The organism is Candidatus Aquiluna sp. IMCC13023, from assembly GCF_000257665.1.
Lineage (GTDB): Bacteria > Actinomycetota > Actinomycetes > Actinomycetales > Microbacteriaceae > Aquiluna.
The window spans coordinates 157,776-177,046 of sequence record NZ_AJKR01000002.1 but is presented as its reverse complement, the minus strand read 5'-3'; the positions used below and the strand labels follow the sequence as shown (position 1 = coordinate 177,046).

The window sequence follows — 19,271 nt, the reverse complement described above, 5'->3', positions numbered from 1 at the left end:
CTCAGTGAATGAAGTCCGCAGGATTGCACAGGTTGTATGTTTTGAGCTCTCGGGTCTTTACCTTTGGGCTGATAGTCGCAGCAATCTGGATACTAGTCAGTCAAAGGGATGTTTTACTCAACACCTATTTATTGGGATTGTCGATTGTGTCGATACTTATTTTCCATATGTGTGTTCAGGTATCAGCTGTCGCGTCGACTCAGTTCTTTCGCAGGCAAGGCTTCGCGGCCCTGTTTTCTACTCAGTTGTCCCTCAACTACAGATCACACATGGCTGCCTTTGTCACTCCAGCCGTACTTGGTTCTGCATTGAAGCTAAAACGGCTTGCCAGTAGGCATAGCCCTGGCCACGCACTTTGGTATCTAATTCAGGAAAGAGTGTTTACTTTTCTATGGTCGGCTACATTTGGGCTGACTGCGACTCTTGTGCTGGGCGAAGAGGTTCTGGGCCAAACTTTGAGTCAGGTGCTGGTCTGGTCCTTAGGGGGCGGCATGGTCCTGAGCCTTTTATTTGGTGTCCTTTTCCCTCGCGCGTTCAAACCCATCTACAGACGCCTGCCCCGCCGAGCTTTCAGCTACCTTGCCAAAATGCCAAATTTCAAAGACGTAAAAATAGAAAACGGTGCGCGAATCGTTGCGTCATACACCCTGATTATCTCTGTGCTCGGAGCAGCCGGTGTTTTAGCAGTTGGCTACGCGCTCTGGCCAATGGAACCGGCGATATTTCTCTTAGCGCGTGCAATTGCTTTTCTGATTTCGACTGTTCCACTTCCGATCCCCGCCGTGGCAGCGGGGGAGTTGGGCTCGATAGCCCTTCTTGTTTTAATGGGGATTCCAGCTGATGTGGCAGCCCTTTCGAGCTCGATTTTTATTATGGGGATATTCTCGGGGGCTGTAGTGGGGATTATTTATGAGATTTTGATGCTCATTCGGAAGGGCTAAGCAGGCCAATTTAAGGGACCAAGGTGACTCCAATGTTGAAGAAAATTCTTTTCATAGCCCCGCTACCTCCGCTGGAAGGGGGGATCCCTCTGCATTCCCAATACCTGGCACGGAGCCTGAAAGGGCTTCATGCAACCGAGGTTTGGGCGCCTCTAAAGTCGTTTCCAGACTTCCCTTACCGAGGTAAGAGTCGATTTGACAATGACTCCAAAAGTGAAACTGGCTTTTCTGGCCTCGCTGACGGAGGTCTCTCCAAAATGAGAATCCTTTTCCGGATCATATCGCTCGAGCCTAGGGGCTATGGAGCGGTCCTAATACCGTGGTGGCGAGTTCGCTGGTCGATTCCCACAGCCGGCATCGCCATAATAATGAAAGCCAAAGGGGTCCCTGTGGCACTATTCTGCCATGACGTTTACCCAAAAAATGGTCGCTCATGGGAAAGGGCATTGTCCAGGTTTACCATTCGGCAATTCACAAATATATTCGTGCAGACTGAGGCCGAATTTGGCCTAATCAGAAGTTTTCACCCGAAGTCTGTTTGCACAATCTTGAGTCACCCGGCCTATCCAAGTCCTAGACCCTCTGTACTTGGCAATTCCAAGCCACCAGAAAGTAGTGACCCTTTAAAGGTCCTCTTCTTTGGTTACATTCGCGAGTACAAGGGCATAGAGACACTGCTTACCGCGGCAGCGCAGGTCAGCTCAGAGAAATTCCATTTTCATTTTGTAGGAGAAGCCCGGGATCGCGATGTTGCGGAGTCAATTCGGACTGCGTCACAAAGGCAACAAAACATCACATACGATCTTTCTTACGTAAGCCAATCTTCCCTGGCAAAAATTTTTGATGCGAGTGACCTGCTAGTTTTGCCCTACTCCAAGGCAACAGGCTCCGGTGTTTTGGCGATGGCCAAAGGAATGAGAGTCCCGGTGATTATCAGTGACTCCGTGGACCCCGGCAGCGCATTTTCCCCAGGTCGAGATGGTCAAATTTTCACCTCGGGCGATTCAGCTCATTTGGCCTCATCTCTGGAGGAGTTTCGCACCAATCGCGATTACTTCGAGAACTGCTGGGCCGATGTTAAGCCGGACGACGAATGGTCCGCAATGGCACGCAAACTGATTGACAACCTGGTCCATTCAAGTTCGGGTAGATGCGACTAAGTTAGCCAGAACCACAGTTCAGCTACTTTGTCCGCCTTGCGGCCCACCTTACTAGGCGTCTAAGAGACACGGGCATTGACCTAAGCCCAAAAACTAATATTGTTCTAATGGCCATTGTCACTGGATTAGCAGCGTAGAAGTCCCTTGACCCATGCCTTTCCGAGGCACTAATTACCAGCTGATGATATTGCTCGTAAAATTCTCCTAGATAGATGTTCCAAGGGCGGAAATGACCGCTAACGTGCGAGACTTTAGCGGCTCCTTTCTCCGGGGATTTAGGCCAACTGCTGTGCGATTGAAAATTCCAGGACCCGTCGAGTCGGGCGAATTGGCCCCTGACATAGGAATTAAGAGCGTCCTGATCAGAGAACCAGTAGGGATAATTTTGAACCCGCTCCACCCAAAAATCATCAAATGAGGCAACGTTCATTTGATTTGGGTGGAAGACAAGAACCCCAGCATTAAAATATGCATCAGCACTGTCGATCCCAAGTTTTTCCCATAGATACTCGTCTGCGGTGCGAGTTTCCGTCTTGCTTGGGGTGGGGGACCTCCACAAGACGTGATTAGCCATATTGAGATCTAGCGCCGCTCCTATTGTGTGTCCATCTGGCAGCTCATTCAGAAGTAAAGGGCTCAGATCCTGCAATATCCATGTGTCCGCGTCCAGATATAGGACTGTCTCATAATTCGCAAAAACAGAGGGGATAAGTAGCCGAGCATAGGAGATTGATGGATAGGTGCTTGCCGGATGCACCTCTGGAAAGTTCCTTGGTATTTCCAAGCCGGAGAATTTCAGGTTGCCGGGAAGTTGCAAGCCTTGCTCAAGTGTTTCAAGTGACTCCCGGCTCACTCCGTCATGAATCAGACAAAGAGTCACATTCTCCGCAAATGCATCCAGCTCAAGAGTCTTCACGAAGGTGCTCATCGAGACCTCAATCAAGGGCAAGAACTTCTTATCTCCCGCCCAAACGACGGCCTTGCTTGCCCTGGGAAGCTTTCCGCTCAAGTTTGCAATTTGATCTGACGACAATTGACCTTGGCTCACGTTAGTCCTTTCGGGATTAATCGTTTTCCCAGGCTGACCCCTTATTCAACCAGTCTAGTAAGTCGCCAGCTCTTTCGGACGCTTGCGGCTTGCGGTGATGTCCATTCTCCGTGCCTGAAGTACGTAGGCGCTCAAAACTGGACGTGCAGAGGCAAGAAAGGGATTGTTGGCACATTCGGATCCCTATTTGAGACTGCGGACCGCCAGCTCAGCCTCAAAATACCGAATTGTCTTCGCCAGACCCAGGGTCAAATCAGTGGAAGGGGTCCAGTTAAGCTTGGAAGTGGCAAGCGACGTGTCTGCGCGTCTCTGCTTTGGATCGTCTTGGGGAAGCGGTCGGTACTCCAATTCGGAGGAGGAACCGCACAGCTCTAGAACGATCTCCGCCAATTGAGAAATAGACAACTCGTGGCCACTGCCCAGGTTCACTGGCCCCACAAAATCATCATCCGTACCCATCATGGCCATTAGCCCTCTAACTAAATCATCTACGAAACACAAGCTTCGGGTCTGGCTGCCGTCACCAAAGATGGTGAGGGGTTCACCGCGCAGGGCCTGAACTATCAAGTTGCTGACGACCCGGCCATCTTCGATGGCCATGCCCGGTCCAAAGGTATTGAATATTCTCACCACCTTGACACGAGTGCCATATTGCCTGAAGTAGTCGAAGGCTAATGTCTCCATGGCCCGTTTGGACTCGTCATAACAGGCTCTCGGGCCAATTGGGTTTACATTGCCCCAGTAAGACTCTCGCTGTGGGTGTTCGGCAGGGTCTCCGTAAACCTCACTAGTGGATGCGAACAGAGCCTTTGCTCCAGTACTAGTGGCCAGTTCAAGTTGATTCAGGCTTCCAAAAAGGATGGTTTTGGATGTAAAAATGGGGTCTCGTTGATAGTACTTGGGTGAAGCCGGGGCCGCCAAGTGGTAAATTTCATCGACTTCCCTGTAAAGCGGCTCTATAACGTCATGCTGCACAAAGGCAAAGTTGGGATGACCGAGAAATTCACTGATGTTTTTTTCAATACCCGAAAAGTAATTGTCGACTGCCAAAACAGCATGTCCTTGACCAAGAAGCTTTCGTATCAAATTAGATCCTATAAATCCGGCGCCGCCGGTGACCATAATTTTTTTCATTTCATCCCGAGACTACTAGACCTCATCAACAACACGCCACTGACGGGCCTCTGCGAGTGGCTCCAATTCGACCCCTCCAGACGATTGCAGTAAAATGGCGGGGGACGTCTCGATACAGTCGCCCTTGTGGTGATCCCCTAGACGGGAGGAAAGGTAGACAACCATGGCTTCCAGTGAAGCATCGTTTTTCAAATCACCCCACAGAAGCATAAAAATAACTTCTTACTTCCATGTTTACGACCATTTACTCGAACCATACGTTGGAAAAAAGATCACATTTGTCGAAATTGGCATACTCGAGGGGGGATCGCTCTTCATGTGGCGAGACTTTTTTGGAAAGCAAGCCCGAATTATTGGAGTCGACTTAAATCCCGAGGCAAAGAAGTGGGAAAAAGACGGGTTTGAAGTCTTCATAGGAGACCAAAACCAGAAGTCTTTCTGGGAAAACCTGGGGAGACGAGTAGGGCCAATTGATGTAATTCTCGATGATGGAGGCCATAGATATGACCAACAGATTCATACGGTCGAGTATGGTCTAGATGTGTTGGCGGATGAGGGTCTGCTGGTAATTGAAGACACTGTTACCTCCTATCAGGAGGGATTTGGCCCCAGGAAGTACTCTTTCATAAACTATTGCAGATCTCGAATTGACTCCATCAATGGAAGAAGCGACCTAATTAATCGAGACGCAGAAAAGAGAATATGGTCAATGGAGTTTTTTGACGGGATAGTGGCCTTTCGAAAGTCTAAATTCAGACTCGCATCGAATTCAAAAACCATTGAAAACAACCTTTCAACCCAGTACATTTTGGACTACAGGTACTCGGATCTTGCCCTTGCGGGCCGGATCGACAGAATTGCCTACAGACTGGCTTTTCTGGACCGAGTTCCCGGGGCCAAGGCTTTCTTCAAACAAGCGCGCAAGATTTGGCTCTTGAGCCTCAAGTTGAGACCCAGCGACCTGAAAAAGTACTTCTGAGCACAGCGTCACTCTCAGTTTTGGTGTGGGATGAGTTATCCGAATAAAATTGGAGTAGTGAGTGAGGTGCGGAAATGAGCCATGCTGAACAGATGCGGTTTGTTTGTCAGGTCCTGGAGCAAAATGACATCGTCCCCCAGGACAGAAGCTCAATGAGGATTTTAGAAATTGGCTCCTACAACGTCAATGGTGGGGTTAGGGCACTTTTTGAAGGAGTAAAGGAGTATGTCGGGGTGGACCTTGTAAGCGGACCCGGAGTCGACCTAGTTTCTCCCGGACACCAAGTATCAGAAGAACTCGGACCATTTGACTTAGTAATAGCAACCGAGGTGTTCGAACATGACGCGAACTGGAGCCTCACGTTAGAAAAAATGATCACTCTATTGAGGCCTGGCGGCACATGCATAGTCACCTGCGCCTCCACTGGAAGGCCCGAACATGGCACAGAAAGAACCACCCCGTCTCAGTCACCTGGGACTTCTAGCGGGGAGCTGTCATGGTACCGAAACATCACCAAGGACGAGCTGCTTACTACGGTGACGACATTGAGTCTCTGGCCGCTCCAGGTAGAGTATGAGCCATGGGCATTCGACCTGTACTTGTGGGCAAGAAAGTGGGATCCCCGCGAAGGACCTAAACCCAAAACCCTAAGTAAGCCAGGCTTACCTACAATTAGGGTCCGGTCAATCACTCCAGTATGGTTGAAAATCCTCAGGTCTCCAATTTTCCTTCTGGCGCGGGCTCTCGGCCAAAGCCAGCCCCATCTGGTTGATAATTTTGCGACGAATTATTGGAAAGTTTTTCGGTTGGCGAAAGCGTTCGTAGTTGGCCCAGTCCCCTAGAAATAAAGGCCGTCTTTAATTTGGCAGGTTAACCATGAGATGAACTAAGGCCTGGCCACAAGTAAGAGGGGCCTTGTCAATCAACCAGGCACATAGGGGTAAAGTATTGGGCGGGGAGCGCAGGCGATTGGTACACCACGCGGCGCACGGTAGCCGACCCGTATCTGCCTCACTGCTCGGCTATAACCTTGTATGCAGGAACGGAGGATGAATTGCTGAAAGCTCGTGGGCCCCTAAGCACATCTGCTGCTGGTGCTCTGTTTTTTGGTGTTACGGATAAAAGCCACTCCAGGTCCCTACAAATTAGTCGACTGCTCGATTCCTTGTATGACGCAGTGATTGAAGTGCCGTGGGAAACAGATAGCGGTTTAGACTACCGACTGTTTGAAAACAAGCGATACCTTCGCACTCTCACTAAGGCCCTTTTTATAGGTTCAACCAACTTTGCGAAGGCTATTTTTTCAACTCCTAGACAATGCAAAGTCATTCTTGCCCATCCAAGCCAGCTCAACTTGCTAATCGCGTTACCTTTGACCAAATTGCTTCGAAGAGAACTGGTTATTGATTTCTACGTCTCTTTGCACGACACGCTAGTGGGAGATCGCAAATTGATTAATCCAAGCTCATGGCTAGCAAAGCTCCTGCACAGGATCGATCGCTTTTCATTGAACGCGGCGGATAAGGTCATCTTCGAAACTCAGTCCAACCTAGAGAGATTCTGCAACGGGAATTCGAGTCTCTTGTTGAAATCTGTGATTCTCCTCCCCTCTCCTCCAGCAATCTTTGATCCTGGTGCCTCGACCAATTTGAAGCCAGAACGCGACGTTGTCTTCATCGGCAAATTCGCGCCTGTTATGGGTATTGAGTATATTCTGGAGGCTATTTCCTCGGAAGCAATGGCGGGCTACAAGTTCACTTTTGTCGGTTCAGGACAAAGCTCACCGGCAATTGCAAATAGGCATCGCCGGAATAACATCTCTTTCATTGATCACATTCCGTTCGATGAAGTTCCCGCCCTAATACAAAACCATAGGCTGAGTTTAGGGAGTTTTGGTTGCTCCCAGAAGGCTCACTCTGTATTCTCAAATAAGGTGATGGAGAGCCTGCGACTCGGGATTCCATGCCTGACGTCTTACGGCGAGATCTCAAAGCACCATGAATCCATAGGTTGCTTTTTCGTCGAACCCAACAACACTGCAGCGATACTTTCCGCACTCCAGTCACTCTTGGCCTCGCCGAAGGAACTCGCCGAATTGGCGCGGCAGGCCCTAGCCTTTTCGAGAGGCATCGGTTCCGATGATGCAATCTCGATGCAAACTCGGGAAATGCTCTCCGGACTGGTGCCGTAATAAACCTAGGCCCGAGCGCTAGAGTCCGCCGTCCAAAACCCGTGCACACAGGCGCCGGAATGTTTACGCCGCTGCCAATTACTCCAGGCATTTGAGAACTGCTGCAGCCCCCGCCACTAAAGCTTGTTGAGCCCAGACGGAAAAGATTTTGTGCCGCTCTTGCTAACTCCTAATCCAAGCAATCGAATTAAGGGCAACACCAGGAATGGAACTCAAGTAACAAGGGTCCGATTAAGGGAATCTCCAAAACCAACTCCTAAAAAGCCTGGAATTGATGAACCGGAGGTCGCTCCGCCCCCATATTTAGAGAACAGATAGAGGAAAACAGGCAGTGCGCCACTCCGGCGGCTAGGGCAAGCTCGTATAGTGGGAGGAATGAACATTCTACTTTTGCGAATTGCCGCCTATTTTCCGAAGGACATTCGAGTTTGGCGTACTGTCGGTTCGGTTCAATTCTTGCGGCACTTGGTGGCCCGAAAAGGCAGCATTTTGAGAATGACGATACATGGTGAAGCGATTTCGATTCGCAAAGGCAGTCCGGACTTGAGGGTTGCTCTAACCAGCTTGAATGGAGAGTTTGACCTACCCGCATCGTTTCTGTCGCGTGAATTTGAGGGCGTGATTGTTGACGCAGGAGGGTACATTGGTACCGCCGCAATCGCCTTTTCCAAACTGTTTCCGAAGTCGCAAGTCATTACAGTAGAGCCTTCATTGTCCAACATAGAAATCCTCAGAGAGAATGTCAGCGGCCACAGACGAATTCAGGTGATACACGGGGCGCTCGTTGGGGTCCAGAGACCCACTGTCAGTTTGTACAATCCAGGCCTCCGCGAGTGGGGCTTCACGACATCTGAAAACCACAAAGGATCCGAATCTACAAACCGGATGTACGAAGTACCAGCTCTTCGGGTTTCGGATTTGGGAGTTGATGTGGCAGAAATCGGCCTCCTCAAAATGGATATTGAGGGAGGAGAATTTGAAATCTTGACGCATGACCGGGAGAACCTATCGAGCATTCGAGTCATTGTCGCCGAGTTACACGAACGGTATGTAGTCGGTTGCAAGAAAACATTCTCTGATTTTTCTCAAAACCGAACGGTGGTAAAGGGTTCAGGCGAAAAATTCGTAAGCGTCGCTGCATGATGAAACTTATAACCTGAGGTGGTGGGCTACTCGATTCGAAGTACTGGGAGATCCGATATCAACAGAACGGAACAAGGCTTCTTTTCCTATCTCCTATGCCACCCCATCGAGGCGGCATACCGCTTCACTCATATCACCTGGCCCAGAACCTAAAAAACTTCATGCAACTGCAGTTTGGACGCCAAAAAAGTTGTACCCAAACTTTCTATACCCAGGTGATAACCAGTTTGAAACTGAGACCGAACAGGAAACCCAGCCACCTAGATTCGCTGATCGAAGTCTCACCAAAATTGGGATCCTTCTTCGGTTGCTCTCGCTCTCTCCTAAAGAGTTTCAAATCGTCTTAATCCCGTGGTGGACGTCGTATTTCTCGCTACAGTCTTGAGGCTCAAAGGGGTCACTCCGGCTATCTTCTGCCATAACGTTTACCCCCACAGTGCCCCCTCATTGGGAAGGGCATTGTCCCGGTTAGTTATTCGCCAATTCAAAAAGGTATTTGTCCAGAGTCACAATGAATACGACCTAGTCAAAAGTTTTCACCCAAAGGCCAATTGCACGATCTTAAACCACCCGCCCTATCCAAGCCAGCGACCTCGAAATAGCCGGCACTACAAACCATCAGAAAGTAATGGCCCTATAAAGGTTCTCTTCTTTGGCTTTATTCGTGAATACAAGGTTATAGACACTCTTCATGAAGCTGCCAAACAGGTCAGTGACGGTGAGTTTCATTTTCACTTTGTGGGCGAATCGTGGAGCGACAGCCTGGCTGACAAAATAGGGTCTGCTTCGAATAAGCACCCAAACATCAGCCGCGAGATGTCATATGTCAGTACATCTTTTCTACAGTCGATTTTTGATTCGTGTGACGTTGTGGTGCTGCCCTACCCTCAATCGACTGGGTCAGGCGCCCTTGCAACCGCTAAAGGGATGCGTGTTCCAGTAATAATCAGCGACTGCGTAGACCCAGGCCCTGAATTTACTGAGGGTCGTGATGGCATCATTTTCCCCGCTGGTGATTCCACACGCCTGGTGAGCGCACTTCGAGAGTTCAGAGAGAACATCTCCGATTTTGATCAATGCTGGTCAGCTATGGACCATGATAAGGAATGGGGCCTAGCTGCTACAAGAATCCTGGACGAACTGGAGCTCTAATTAACATCAACCTTGCGGGATAGGCTTCTCGCGCTTGTTGAGCCCAGACGCGGATACTTTCACGGTGCCCTTGCTGCCCCATAAACCAAGCAATCGAATTAGGGGCAACACCAGGAATGGAACCCAAGTGACAAGGGTCCGGTTGAGTGAATCCCCAAAGCCGACCCGTGAAAAGCCTGGCAATGATGAACCGGAGGTCGCGCCGTCCCCATATTTAGAGAACAGATAGAGGACGACAGTCAGTGCACCAATACCAGCAAGTTGCCTTGCGATCGCCTTGTCTAAAACCCTGGGTCTAAAGTATGAGGCCCCTGTGACAAGGATTACGAATACGACAGTGAAACCCCAAAGCCCCTCTCCAAAGAAAAGGTTAATGCCTAAGCTTTTCAGTGAGGCTGAGGTATTGGTAAGCACAATGACGAGCACCGCAGCACCACCGGCAGTTACAAACAACGGGTAGGCCTTCTGGGTCATTAGGTCATTGCCATAGCGCCTGATAATCCAAACCAGCACTCCGCCTCCCACCATTGCCACCAGCGGCACTATAAAGGCGCCAAGGGGGCCAAAGAACGGAAAGTCAATGACAACCGTGCTGGTCCATCCAAGTGTCGCTATTACTTGCACAAAGACGGTGGACAAGGCAAACACCGGACGCGATCTGGCATTGACCAATATGAAGAAGAAAGTGAAGCCCGCAAAAAGCAGAAGATAATCAAATCTTAGAAACCCCACTGCCGTGAAGGATATGAGCACCCCAATGGAGTCTGCCCTACTGAGTCCTTCCTTAGCTGCCCTTGCGGCGTATCCAAGAAGTACTGCGGTAATTAGCCAAGCGATGGAATGTGTATTCATCAGAAAGGTATGCCGAGCGAGTGCTTCTGTTGTCAGCAGAATTGGAACGAGAATCGCGGTAATGGCGACGGCAGTCTTCCTGTTACCGGTAAGGACCCAGACAATCCAACCGGTTGCCAAGATTGCCGCCAAGAAAAACAATGGCATCAACCCAACGACATACTCGCCGTTTAAGCCGAGAGACTGCATGGCGGGCAAAGCAAAGCCTCGCTTTAGTGCCTTGACTCCGCCCAATGGCTCATAACTCCCTGCCTGGAAGGCTTCGGCCATTTGGATTATTGTGTGGCCATCGGTGAAGGCAACAGACGACAATCCAAATTGCCTCGCCACCACTTGGGATACCGAGACTACGAGCCCAAACAAACCCAAGAAAGCCAGATTTCTAACCCTAAAAACTATTCCTCGGGAGTGGTGCAGAACAAGACTTAGAACCAGTAGCAAAGATGACAAGATTAGCGCGACATGCCCGATTGCATCCGGACCAAGAATAAGGGACAGAAGCACTGCAACACTCGAAACCGATACGAACGCTACCAAGGCATGGGCATAGGCGATAATTGGCCCAGAGGACATGGCTAAGCCTGCCGCAAACAGCATTACAAGGGCGGCGGTCACCTCGAAATTAATACTAACTACAGTCACTCCACCCTCACAATCGAATCATCGACAATGAGATACGTATCCTCGCTGATCCTCGTCGCGAGCCAACGCATGTCAACCTCTTTGGTTCTCTCACGATTCCAACCAACCGCAATCACGCAATCAGCAGCTGGGTTGTGGGGGCAAGGCTGCAGCGACCGGTAAGAAAGAGTTTGAACAAACTCGGATAGCATCGCGAGATCCTCATCGCCGAAAATCCTCCGAAGATCTATGGGTGATTTTGAGGAATCCACCTGCTCATCACCAAGCTTGAAACGAAGTCGATCCAGAAATGAAAGACCGCCACTGGCTGGTTGTCCCACGAATAGCATGGAACCATTTGCGCCCATAAAAGTGTGCAGCACTTGCATCGGAGCTTCCATCCAGAGACGGTTTGGGATAATCGCCGAGGCTTTGAAACTTGGTATAGCAGTGGTCAAAGTACCATCCCTAATGGCGAATGTCATGTTTGCGGTCCCCACCAGAAGCGCCAACACACTAGTGAGGGCCAAAGACATCCACTTACGCAATTTCTCTTCTCCTTCAATTAGTCAATTGGCCACCACTCAGCGATGCACACAATAATGCATTATCGAAGCGTGCGGCGATTACAATCTATCTCAGTGACCAGGCGCATCCAACTCACCGCAACCGAGTTGGAGATGAGCAACAATCAGATTCGCAGAGCCAAAACATAGTGACCATGCTCAGCCACGCAAGCATTTGCCGTGAATTCCACCCGGACCGAAAAGGCGACTGGGCTTAAATGACTAACCCCAGGCCCGAAGGCCTGGGGTTAGTGGTTATTGAACTACTAAGTAACTGTTGCTTACTTGGTGGTTAGTGAGATTGTGTCAACCAGTACCTTGTCGATGTAGATGCGGACTGTTACGTCTACACCCGGACCTACTAGTTCGACGATGCGCTCGTAGTTAGAGGCTAGGTCGTCAACGATAACCCAGTCCTTACCAACCTTGGCACTTAGCTTTGAGCCCTTGTAGCCCTTAGCGTAAACAGCAACGTAGCCCTTGAACGAACCAGCGTTTACCTTGGTGACGCCAGAAGAAGATGCCACTTCAGTCTCTGTAACCTCTAGGACCGAAGTGACAGCGTTAACAAAGGCTGTCTCGTCCCAAACGGTCGTGAGAACATCAGTAGCGATCTCTGTCACAGCAATTGCCTGGGTGGCTGCTGCTGTTCCGTTCCAGTAGGTGTAATCGGCTGTGCCTACGGCAGCAGTCAAAGTACCTGGTCCAGCAATGTCCTTCGCTGAACGAACATAAGTGGTAACTGTTCCATCAGCAGCGAATTGCTTCGTCACGTCCGTGGTAACGCCATTCACCATAAATGCACCAGCACCAGAGATGGTTAGACCAGAAGTTGCACCACTGGTCTTGATTGGGTTGCCCCACTTGTCCTTCAGTGACGCGACTACAGCGTAGGTCTTGTTCATAACAAGGTTAGCTGGAGCCTCAACTGCAAAGACCAAGTTGTTACCGGTCACGCCAGAAGCTGGGAGGTATGTCTTTACCGATGTGGTTCCGACTACTCCCGCAGGGGTGGTGAAGGTAACGTTCACGCCAGTGGTGTTTACAACATGTGCGTTCAGCAACACGGTGAATGCACCCGCTGCGCTCGCGCTAATTGTCAACTCGTCCTGGTAGAACTTGGTAGCGCCAGACTCCTGGATCTGCATTCCTGGTGCTGAAACAGTAACTACGCCCGCTGGAACTCCAGCTCCATTGGCGTCGACAATTGTTCCAGTAATTGAAATGTCATTTCCTGGGTTTGGATTTCCAGTTGTTGCTTTTGCACCATCTGCGATGAAGTCATCGTAGGTGATGGTTCCTGTAACCGTTGCCGGCACCTGAACTGCTGACGATGCCGCAGGGTTGTAAAGGGTAACTGTAGTCAACACTGATCCGACGTAAGAAGGAGAAGTTGCTGAACCAGTGTAAACCTTGGCGGTCAAAATGTCTGCCGCCCCCTGGGTAACGTAGTTGTCAAAGGTGAACGAGACGGTTCCGTCTGCCGCAACAGGGGCGTCCAGTGCAAGCTTGGCTGAATTAGCCCCATTTAGCTCAACGCTAACTGCCTTGGTGCCTGACATGTTGGTTCCAACTTCGAATGCGTCAGTCACAGTGAAGGACACGGTGACGCTAGCCCCACTAACAACTGACTCATCTGCGGTAATAGTTGAAGCTGTACCCGCAGCATAATCAATGGTGTAGTCAGCGGCTGTTGAGTTATCGCTTAGCTTGTTGATGAACGTGTCTGATGATCCATCAAGCACGAAGTACTCGACAACATAATCTTCGTTCTTATCAGCATTTGCGCTGGTAACAGTCACAGACCATTGTCCGTCTGCGTCAGTGAAACCAGTGGAGATAACCGAACGTCCTGCCTTTGTGATCGTGTCTGTTGATCCAGAAACTGATAGTGAGCCTCCGGTTGACATGTACGAACCAGAAGTCACAACTGCAGCAACAAGCACACTTGGAATCTCTAATGCAGTCGCACTAGCGCTCATGATCTGAGCGGTGTATTCGACAGCCTTTGTTCCGGCGCGAACGTTAAATGCAACGTCCGTTGAGCCAGTAGATGTTGAATTAACATCTGCATCCACAGTTGCTTCGATGAAGTTAGCAGTGTCCACTGCGTTAGAAGCAGGAACGAATGCAGCTGAGCTGAAGTACACAGCCGAGGCGTCATCATTGGTGATCGAAACAACGTAATCGCTGGTTGGATCTAGGTCCAGGTCAACGTTGGACTCGTCGTTCAAAAAGAACTGGAATTCTCCCATGTCGTCGAACTTGGTGAAGCCAGGGGCCTTCTCGAGGTCGCCGGAAGCTAGTGCGATTTCAGTAGAAACGTCGTCGAAACCAGCATCAGTCGAGCTACCGATCTTGTAATCCCACTGAGTCACATCTACCTGGTCTAGGTTGATGCCTGGCTGGCTGAACCTTAATGTACCCGCCAGAGTGATGTCACCGTCGTCGTTCGCGCGGAATACTCCACCGTTTGACACAGTGCGCTCGATTGTCGCGAGAGGTGCAACGCCTGCTGGGTCGTAGAAGGTAACGGTCCGTGCAGGAGACGCATATGTAGCGTCCACTGTTGAGTAGTCAGGGGTCGCTTCAGACTCAACCCAAGTGGTTACAGTTGCCGAAACTTCATCGCCGTCGCCAAAACCGTACTCAGTGGCAGCCGCATCAAGAGCTTTAATCGTGATGCCAGCGGTTGTGCTGACGGCTACATCTAGGTTGTAGATAACGATTGAGTCGAGTACAAGACCATCAAAATCAATGCTGAACTTACCAGCGGTGATTGTTGGAGTACCTAGGTCGTCATTTAGAACGTATGAGGTATTGGTAGTGTCGTCGATGGAGTCCAAGTCAACCTGAACACCCAGAGCGTCAAAGCCCATGACGATTATGTCGTCCTCATCTGTTCCGCCTACGGATCCGCTCTCAAGAGTGATGTCGAGAGTATCTGCATCTGTGCTGATTTTCAAAGCAACGGTGGCAGAATCTACGAGTGGTGTGACAACCGCCTTCAATGCGAATGAGTCAGTGCTGAAAGCGCCATAGTTGAGTCCTGCATTTGGAGCCAAGGTAACGTCACCGGTTGCTGCAGCTGCCGGAAGGGCAGTCAGTCCAGTTAGTCCCAGGGCAAATGCAGAAACAAAAGCTATTGCTTTGCTTCTTTTCTTTGTCATGTTTTTCCTTTTTTCTTGGTTTGCCCATAACCACTTAGTTACAGGCTGTAAGAATGAGGTACCACCAACCAAGCAGGAGATAGCACACCCTTACATCTATAAGGTAACGGACATCGTGTCCATTCGTTACGACCTTTGAGAACATTTTTTATTTTTTTGGCCGCCCGGGCAGTCTTGAAATATTTTTGCCCGATACTGGCATGGAATAAGGCTCGAATGAGGAGTCTTGCCGATGTCAATTGGACTCCAGCACAGAACTATTCGCATCCCGCCCTTGCGGCCTTTTCGAACGTCCGGAAAAGCCAGCTGCTTGGTATAGCTCTGGAATACTGCTCGTCTATCGCAGCGTAGAGGAGTCAAACTTGCCAAACATTACCTGAGCCTTAGGGTCTCAACAGGCAACTAAGAAGTGTTGGGCTCTTCGGGACCAAAAGCGATAACAGAAATGCCAACGGAGCTAGCTTCGCTCCTGCAGGGCAAAGCTGGTGTTGGTCACTTCACCGGAAGCAAAATCAACGGTCAGCGAAATTCTCACGCTGGCACCATCGAGCCTGGTTCGGGGGTAACCGGTTCCGCTAATGTCGCGAAGCTCCCCAATTGAACCAACAAGCACATAGTTCTCTGTACTTGCATCACTCCCCAAGACCATGAAATCGGAAGTGGAGACGTTGGCAAAGTACTGCTCACCGCCCACGAGGAGACCCATAACTATCCTCTGAAAAGGGTTCTTGGAGGCAGGCTGGAAGGTTACATCTGCCCAAACCCCATCATCACTGACCATGGTAATAAGTGAAGGAGCTCCAGGACTCACCGCCCCATTGCCGGCAAGAAGAGTGGTCTCAATTGTGTTCTTTTCAATCAAGCCATCCAGCAGCCAAGGATCAAACGGTGAGTAATCTACATTTGAGGCACTCGACGTAAGTTGAATGTTTGCCTGTGAAGTGGTGTTTACAGGCTCATTCCCAGCAGCGGTGAGTGCAGCATCTTCGACTGAATCAATGGCGACCACCTGTGCCGCCACAGTGGCCTCGGAGCTAACCACGGCCCGATCTGCTGGCTCAACTACAGCTTCAACTGCGTTATCATCAGGAACAACCGTATCCTGTTGTGCACTGGCCACAGGAGCTGGCTCGGATTCGGTGACAGCTGATCCCTCAGCAACTAGTTGCTGATCGCTGTTGCCAAGGTTTGGCAAGATCCCAATTGACACGGCAAGAACTAACAACAGCGCAGAGGCAGCAGAAATGTACTTACCGGCATCCTGTGATGCCTTGCGGGCGGCAACAGAAAGAATCTCAGACACTGAAAGGCCACGAGTCTCAGCCTCGCCAACAAGCGCCTTCTTGAAGGCAGACTTAGCTCTAAACACAAGCTGCCTCGTGGCGTTTTCGTTGAGCCCAAGTTGGCTTGCAACTTCACTTGTTGCCTTCTCCTCATATAGAGATGCAATTAGTGCTTCACGTTGACGTGGTTCAAGTTTTGCTAGAGCAAGTGAAACGATGGCTGCATCATCTGCTCGCTCAAGTTCAAGGCTCATCTCTGAGTCATCAACTGAGAGTTCTAGTTGGTCATCAAGCGGAGCAAATTTTGCTCCGCTATTGGCCTTGATTACATCAAGGGCTATAAGCCTGGTCTTCCACTTCAAAAGCTTCAGAACGCCAACTTCACTATCAACCTCAGGAAGCGAAGTCATCAGATACAGGAACGCATCCTGGGTTACCTCTTCGGCCTGGGAGTGATTAGTTAGGTAACGCTTTGCTTGGCGAAGCACATGTGGGTAGAAGCGAACATAAATGTTCGCGAAGTCTTTTGCAGTCCAGTCACGAAGAATAAGTGGCTGGGAGTTCTCATCAAGGTGCTCAAGAATTACAGCATCACCGAACTCTTCATCGGATTCACTATCCAGAAGTCGCTCTAGCGGATCTTGTTGGCCGGTCGCATCTGAAGGAACCTGGGACTCTTTAAAGTCACGGGCTTTATTTTTACTTTTTTTCTCACGCACCGCTTCAGCTTATTCCCTCCCGCAGAAAATGTGTCTATCAATTTTGGGTCGGTTTCAAGATCCGCTAAAACTGCAGCCTCTCCCGCTTTCTTGGCTATCGGCATACACAATTAGCAATGATTCAAAACGCAAACGTTTTGCGTTTCATGGGGCTGCAAACTTTTTCGCGTAAACGGGATTTATCGTTAGGTGCATTCGCCTTTCCGGCCTACCTGACTAACCGACCCAGCCCTAGTATTTGGGCTGACATTGCTGATTGCTTCGAAGTTGTATTTTGTGAGTGGGAGCCGAGGTTAAAAACAAAGATTCGGCCTTGGGCCTGAGCGCCAGTTCCCCCATGACCGCAGTCTTATTCTTGATGGTTTTTGACTCCAAGGCCTGGCTGGCAAGGTTGTCCAAATCAGTCTTTTTACAGAACAATCAGTGTTAGATGAGCTTCTTGGTCCAGGTTTCTGGAGTTCTTTCATTAATTATCTCCACAGGAAGATGGTAGTCGAAGGGTTTTGGGCCTCGGATTCTGATCCAGTCAACCATTTCCACGAGTCCCTCTTCTAACTTAACTTGAGTGCGGTAATCGAGAAACTTACGAGCCTTATTTGAGCTGCATTCAGCAATTGGGACCTCGTTAGGCCTTCCGGGCATGTACTGCGGCTTAAGGTCGAACTCAATGATGCGTGACAACCGTTCTGCCAGCTCATTGATGGTCACCGTTTCCTCATCGGGTCCAATGTTGATGACTTCGCCGTGAGCGAGAGATGAATTGCAGGCCACATAAAGCGGTTCGACAACGTCAGTAACAAAGCTGAAGCAGCGGCGTTGACTACCATCTCCGTAGATTATTGGCTGGTTCTCCTGAAGCATCCTATTAATCATGATGGAGGCAACATTCCTATAAGGATCGTCATATTTTTGCCTAGGGCCGATGATGTTGTGTGGGACCAAAATGACCCAATCCAGACCATGCGTATCACAGAGGTTCTTAACCAAGCCCTCTGAAGCTACCTTGGCTATTCCATACGGATCCTGGGGTTTGGTCTCCATCTCTTCGCTAAATTGCTGATCCCCGTGGTCTCCGTAACGAGCCATCGAGGACATATAGACCACCTTGCTTACTCCTGCGCGAATAGAGGAACCAAGCGTATTGACCGTCGCCATAACTGTGTTGTCAACCACCAGGCTAGGTGAAAAAACAGACAACCCCTCATAAGCCGTGCACGCCGCATGGACCACAAGTTCAGCTCCCACAAAGGCTTCATCCAGCTCCAAGGTGGCTTCGGTTAGGTCAAGATTATGAAACTCAACGCCACTTGGGACATTGTCAAGATACCCGCCAATAAGGTTGTCGATGCCGGCAACCTCCCAGCCCTCCTGCAAAAAACGGTCCGCGAGGTGGGACCCCAAAAAGCCGGCCACACCAGTAATTACAACCCTTTTTGTCATTTTCTCTCTAGGCCCTGATTAGAACAGTCTTCGTTCCCCAATAATACAGCCTTCGTCTTTGTCGGGAATTACACGAAGTTCATAGAAAAGACAACTACTGAAAGACTGGCGATACTGCCGTCGTTCTAAAACACTCCTTGAGCTTCAGGCAAACAGGCACTTTCATTATTGATACGTGCTCTTAAGTATTTGCGTGCCCTAATTCCAGACATATCACCGACTCCGCTGCCACTCAAAAAAAAGTAACTGTTCGCAACAAAGGAATGGTCCGCAAGAATTTGCGTTGTAATTGTTAGAAACCAAGAGGCGCCGGCGACCGCCGGAGTGCTAACAGCTAAAAAAAGGACCAGATGTCATTCACCGATGAACTCCTAGAGAACAACAAGGCGTACGCCGCCACGTTCTCTGGCCCCCTTCCACTTCCTCCGGCCAAGAACATTGCGGTATTGGCTTGCATGGATGCAAGAATCAACGTTTATGGCGTTTTAGGTCTTGAAGAAGGTCAATCACACGTTATTCGCAATGCCGGAGGCGTTGTGACAGCCGATGAGATCAGGTCTTTGGCTATTAGCCAGCGCCTACTTGGCACCAAAGAAATAATTCTCATTCACCACACCGACTGTGGCATGCTCACCTTCACAGACGATGAGTTCAAAGAAGGAATACGAGCCGAAACCGGCTTGAAGCCAGAGTGGGCAGCGGAGTCTTTCAGTGACATCGCAAGCGATGTCCGACAGAGCATAGCCAGGATAAAAGCTTCACCCTTTATCCCTCACACCGATGCAGTCAGGGGTTTCATCTTCGATGTTGCCACTGGACTACTAGAAGAAGTTAAGTAGGGTCAAAGACCAAAGTTGAAATGCAAACCCGGC

The 19,271-nt window shown here is 49.9% G+C and carries 15 protein-coding genes; 8 read left to right on the top strand and 7 right to left on the bottom strand.

The genetic code is table 11. From position 1 onward, the window contains the following. Positions 1-8 precede the first annotated feature (8 nt). Both IMCC13023_RS01815 and IMCC13023_RS01810 read left to right on the top strand, forming a co-directional pair. Positions 9-941 (top strand): lysylphosphatidylglycerol synthase domain-containing protein, encoded by a 933-nt coding sequence (locus IMCC13023_RS01815; RefSeq protein WP_007540640.1) that lies wholly within the window; start codon positions 9-11, stop codon positions 939-941. A gap of 389 nt (positions 942-1,330) precedes the next feature. Further along, positions 1,331-2,101 carry a glycosyltransferase gene (locus IMCC13023_RS01810; protein WP_157775957.1) on the top strand — a complete coding sequence of 257 codons (771 nt, stop codon included), beginning with the start codon at positions 1,331-1,333 and terminating at the stop codon, positions 2,099-2,101. 22 nt (positions 2,102-2,123) lie between these two features. Here the strand turns inward: IMCC13023_RS01810 and IMCC13023_RS01805 are convergent, their stop codons facing one another. Both IMCC13023_RS01805 and IMCC13023_RS01800 read right to left on the bottom strand, forming a co-directional pair. Beyond that, positions 2,124-3,149 carry a glycosyltransferase family 8 protein gene (locus IMCC13023_RS01805; protein WP_007540635.1) on the bottom strand — a complete coding sequence of 342 codons (1,026 nt, stop codon included), beginning with the start codon at positions 3,147-3,149 and terminating at the stop codon, positions 2,124-2,126. 183 nt (positions 3,150-3,332) lie between these two features. Beyond that, on the bottom strand, positions 3,333-4,283 hold the full coding sequence (locus IMCC13023_RS01800) for a UDP-glucuronic acid decarboxylase family protein (RefSeq protein ID WP_007540633.1): 951 nt from the start codon (positions 4,281-4,283) through the stop codon (positions 3,333-3,335). 163 nt (positions 4,284-4,446) lie between these two features. Between IMCC13023_RS01800 and IMCC13023_RS01790 the strand changes: the two genes are divergently transcribed. The 5 genes from IMCC13023_RS01790 to IMCC13023_RS01770 all read left to right on the top strand — a co-directional run bounded on the left by IMCC13023_RS01790 (position 4,447) and on the right by IMCC13023_RS01770 (position 9,748). Beyond that, positions 4,447-5,262 (top strand): class I SAM-dependent methyltransferase, encoded by an 816-nt coding sequence (locus IMCC13023_RS01790; RefSeq protein WP_007540631.1) that lies wholly within the window; start codon positions 4,447-4,449, stop codon positions 5,260-5,262. A 74-nt stretch (positions 5,263-5,336) separates the two neighbouring features. Beyond that, positions 5,337-6,104, top strand: coding sequence for a class I SAM-dependent methyltransferase (locus tag IMCC13023_RS06960; RefSeq protein ID WP_007540629.1), 768 nt, complete (start codon positions 5,337-5,339; stop codon positions 6,102-6,104). 530 nt (positions 6,105-6,634) lie between these two features. After that, a complete protein-coding gene (locus IMCC13023_RS01780) occupies positions 6,635-7,453 on the top strand; it encodes a glycosyltransferase (RefSeq protein WP_162097422.1) in 819 nt (272 codons plus the stop codon). A 375-nt stretch (positions 7,454-7,828) separates the two neighbouring features. Next, positions 7,829-8,596 carry an FkbM family methyltransferase gene (locus IMCC13023_RS01775; RefSeq protein ID WP_007540625.1) on the top strand — a complete coding sequence of 256 codons (768 nt, stop codon included), beginning with the start codon at positions 7,829-7,831 and terminating at the stop codon, positions 8,594-8,596. A gap of 351 nt (positions 8,597-8,947) precedes the next feature. Continuing rightward, positions 8,948-9,748 carry a glycosyltransferase family 4 protein gene (locus tag IMCC13023_RS01770; protein ID WP_007540623.1) on the top strand — a complete coding sequence of 267 codons (801 nt, stop codon included), beginning with the start codon at positions 8,948-8,950 and terminating at the stop codon, positions 9,746-9,748. Between the two features lie 6 nt (positions 9,749-9,754). Here IMCC13023_RS01770 and IMCC13023_RS01765 read toward each other — a convergent pair whose 3' ends face one another. The 5 genes from IMCC13023_RS01765 to IMCC13023_RS01740 form a co-directional block, all read right to left on the bottom strand. After that, on the bottom strand, positions 9,755-11,242 hold the full coding sequence (locus IMCC13023_RS01765) for a hypothetical protein (protein WP_007540621.1): 1,488 nt from the start codon (positions 11,240-11,242) through the stop codon (positions 9,755-9,757). Continuing rightward, on the bottom strand, positions 11,239-11,769 hold the full coding sequence (locus tag IMCC13023_RS01760) for a hypothetical protein (protein WP_157775954.1): 531 nt from the start codon (positions 11,767-11,769) through the stop codon (positions 11,239-11,241). The genes IMCC13023_RS01765 and IMCC13023_RS01760 overlap by 4 nt, the downstream gene beginning before the upstream one ends. A 299-nt stretch (positions 11,770-12,068) precedes the next feature. Further along, the gene (locus tag IMCC13023_RS01755; RefSeq protein ID WP_007540618.1) at positions 12,069-14,957 is read right to left on the bottom strand and encodes a beta strand repeat-containing protein; all 2,889 of its coding nucleotides are present in this window, start codon (positions 14,955-14,957) and stop codon (positions 12,069-12,071) included. 457 nt (positions 14,958-15,414) lie between these two features. Continuing rightward, positions 15,415-16,959, bottom strand: coding sequence for a sigma-70 family RNA polymerase sigma factor (locus tag IMCC13023_RS01750; RefSeq protein ID WP_007540616.1), 1,545 nt, complete (start codon positions 16,957-16,959; stop codon positions 15,415-15,417). A 426-nt stretch (positions 16,960-17,385) separates the two neighbouring features. Beyond that, entirely contained in the window at positions 17,386-18,399 is a 1,014-nt protein-coding gene (locus IMCC13023_RS01740) for an NAD-dependent epimerase/dehydratase family protein (RefSeq protein ID WP_007540612.1), read from the bottom strand. Positions 18,400-18,749: 350 nt separating this feature from the next. Between IMCC13023_RS01740 and IMCC13023_RS01735 the strand changes: the two genes are divergently transcribed. Next, on the top strand, positions 18,750-19,238 hold the full coding sequence (locus IMCC13023_RS01735; protein ID WP_007540611.1) for a beta-class carbonic anhydrase: 489 nt from the start codon (positions 18,750-18,752) through the stop codon (positions 19,236-19,238). Positions 19,239-19,271: the final 33 nt, after the last annotated feature.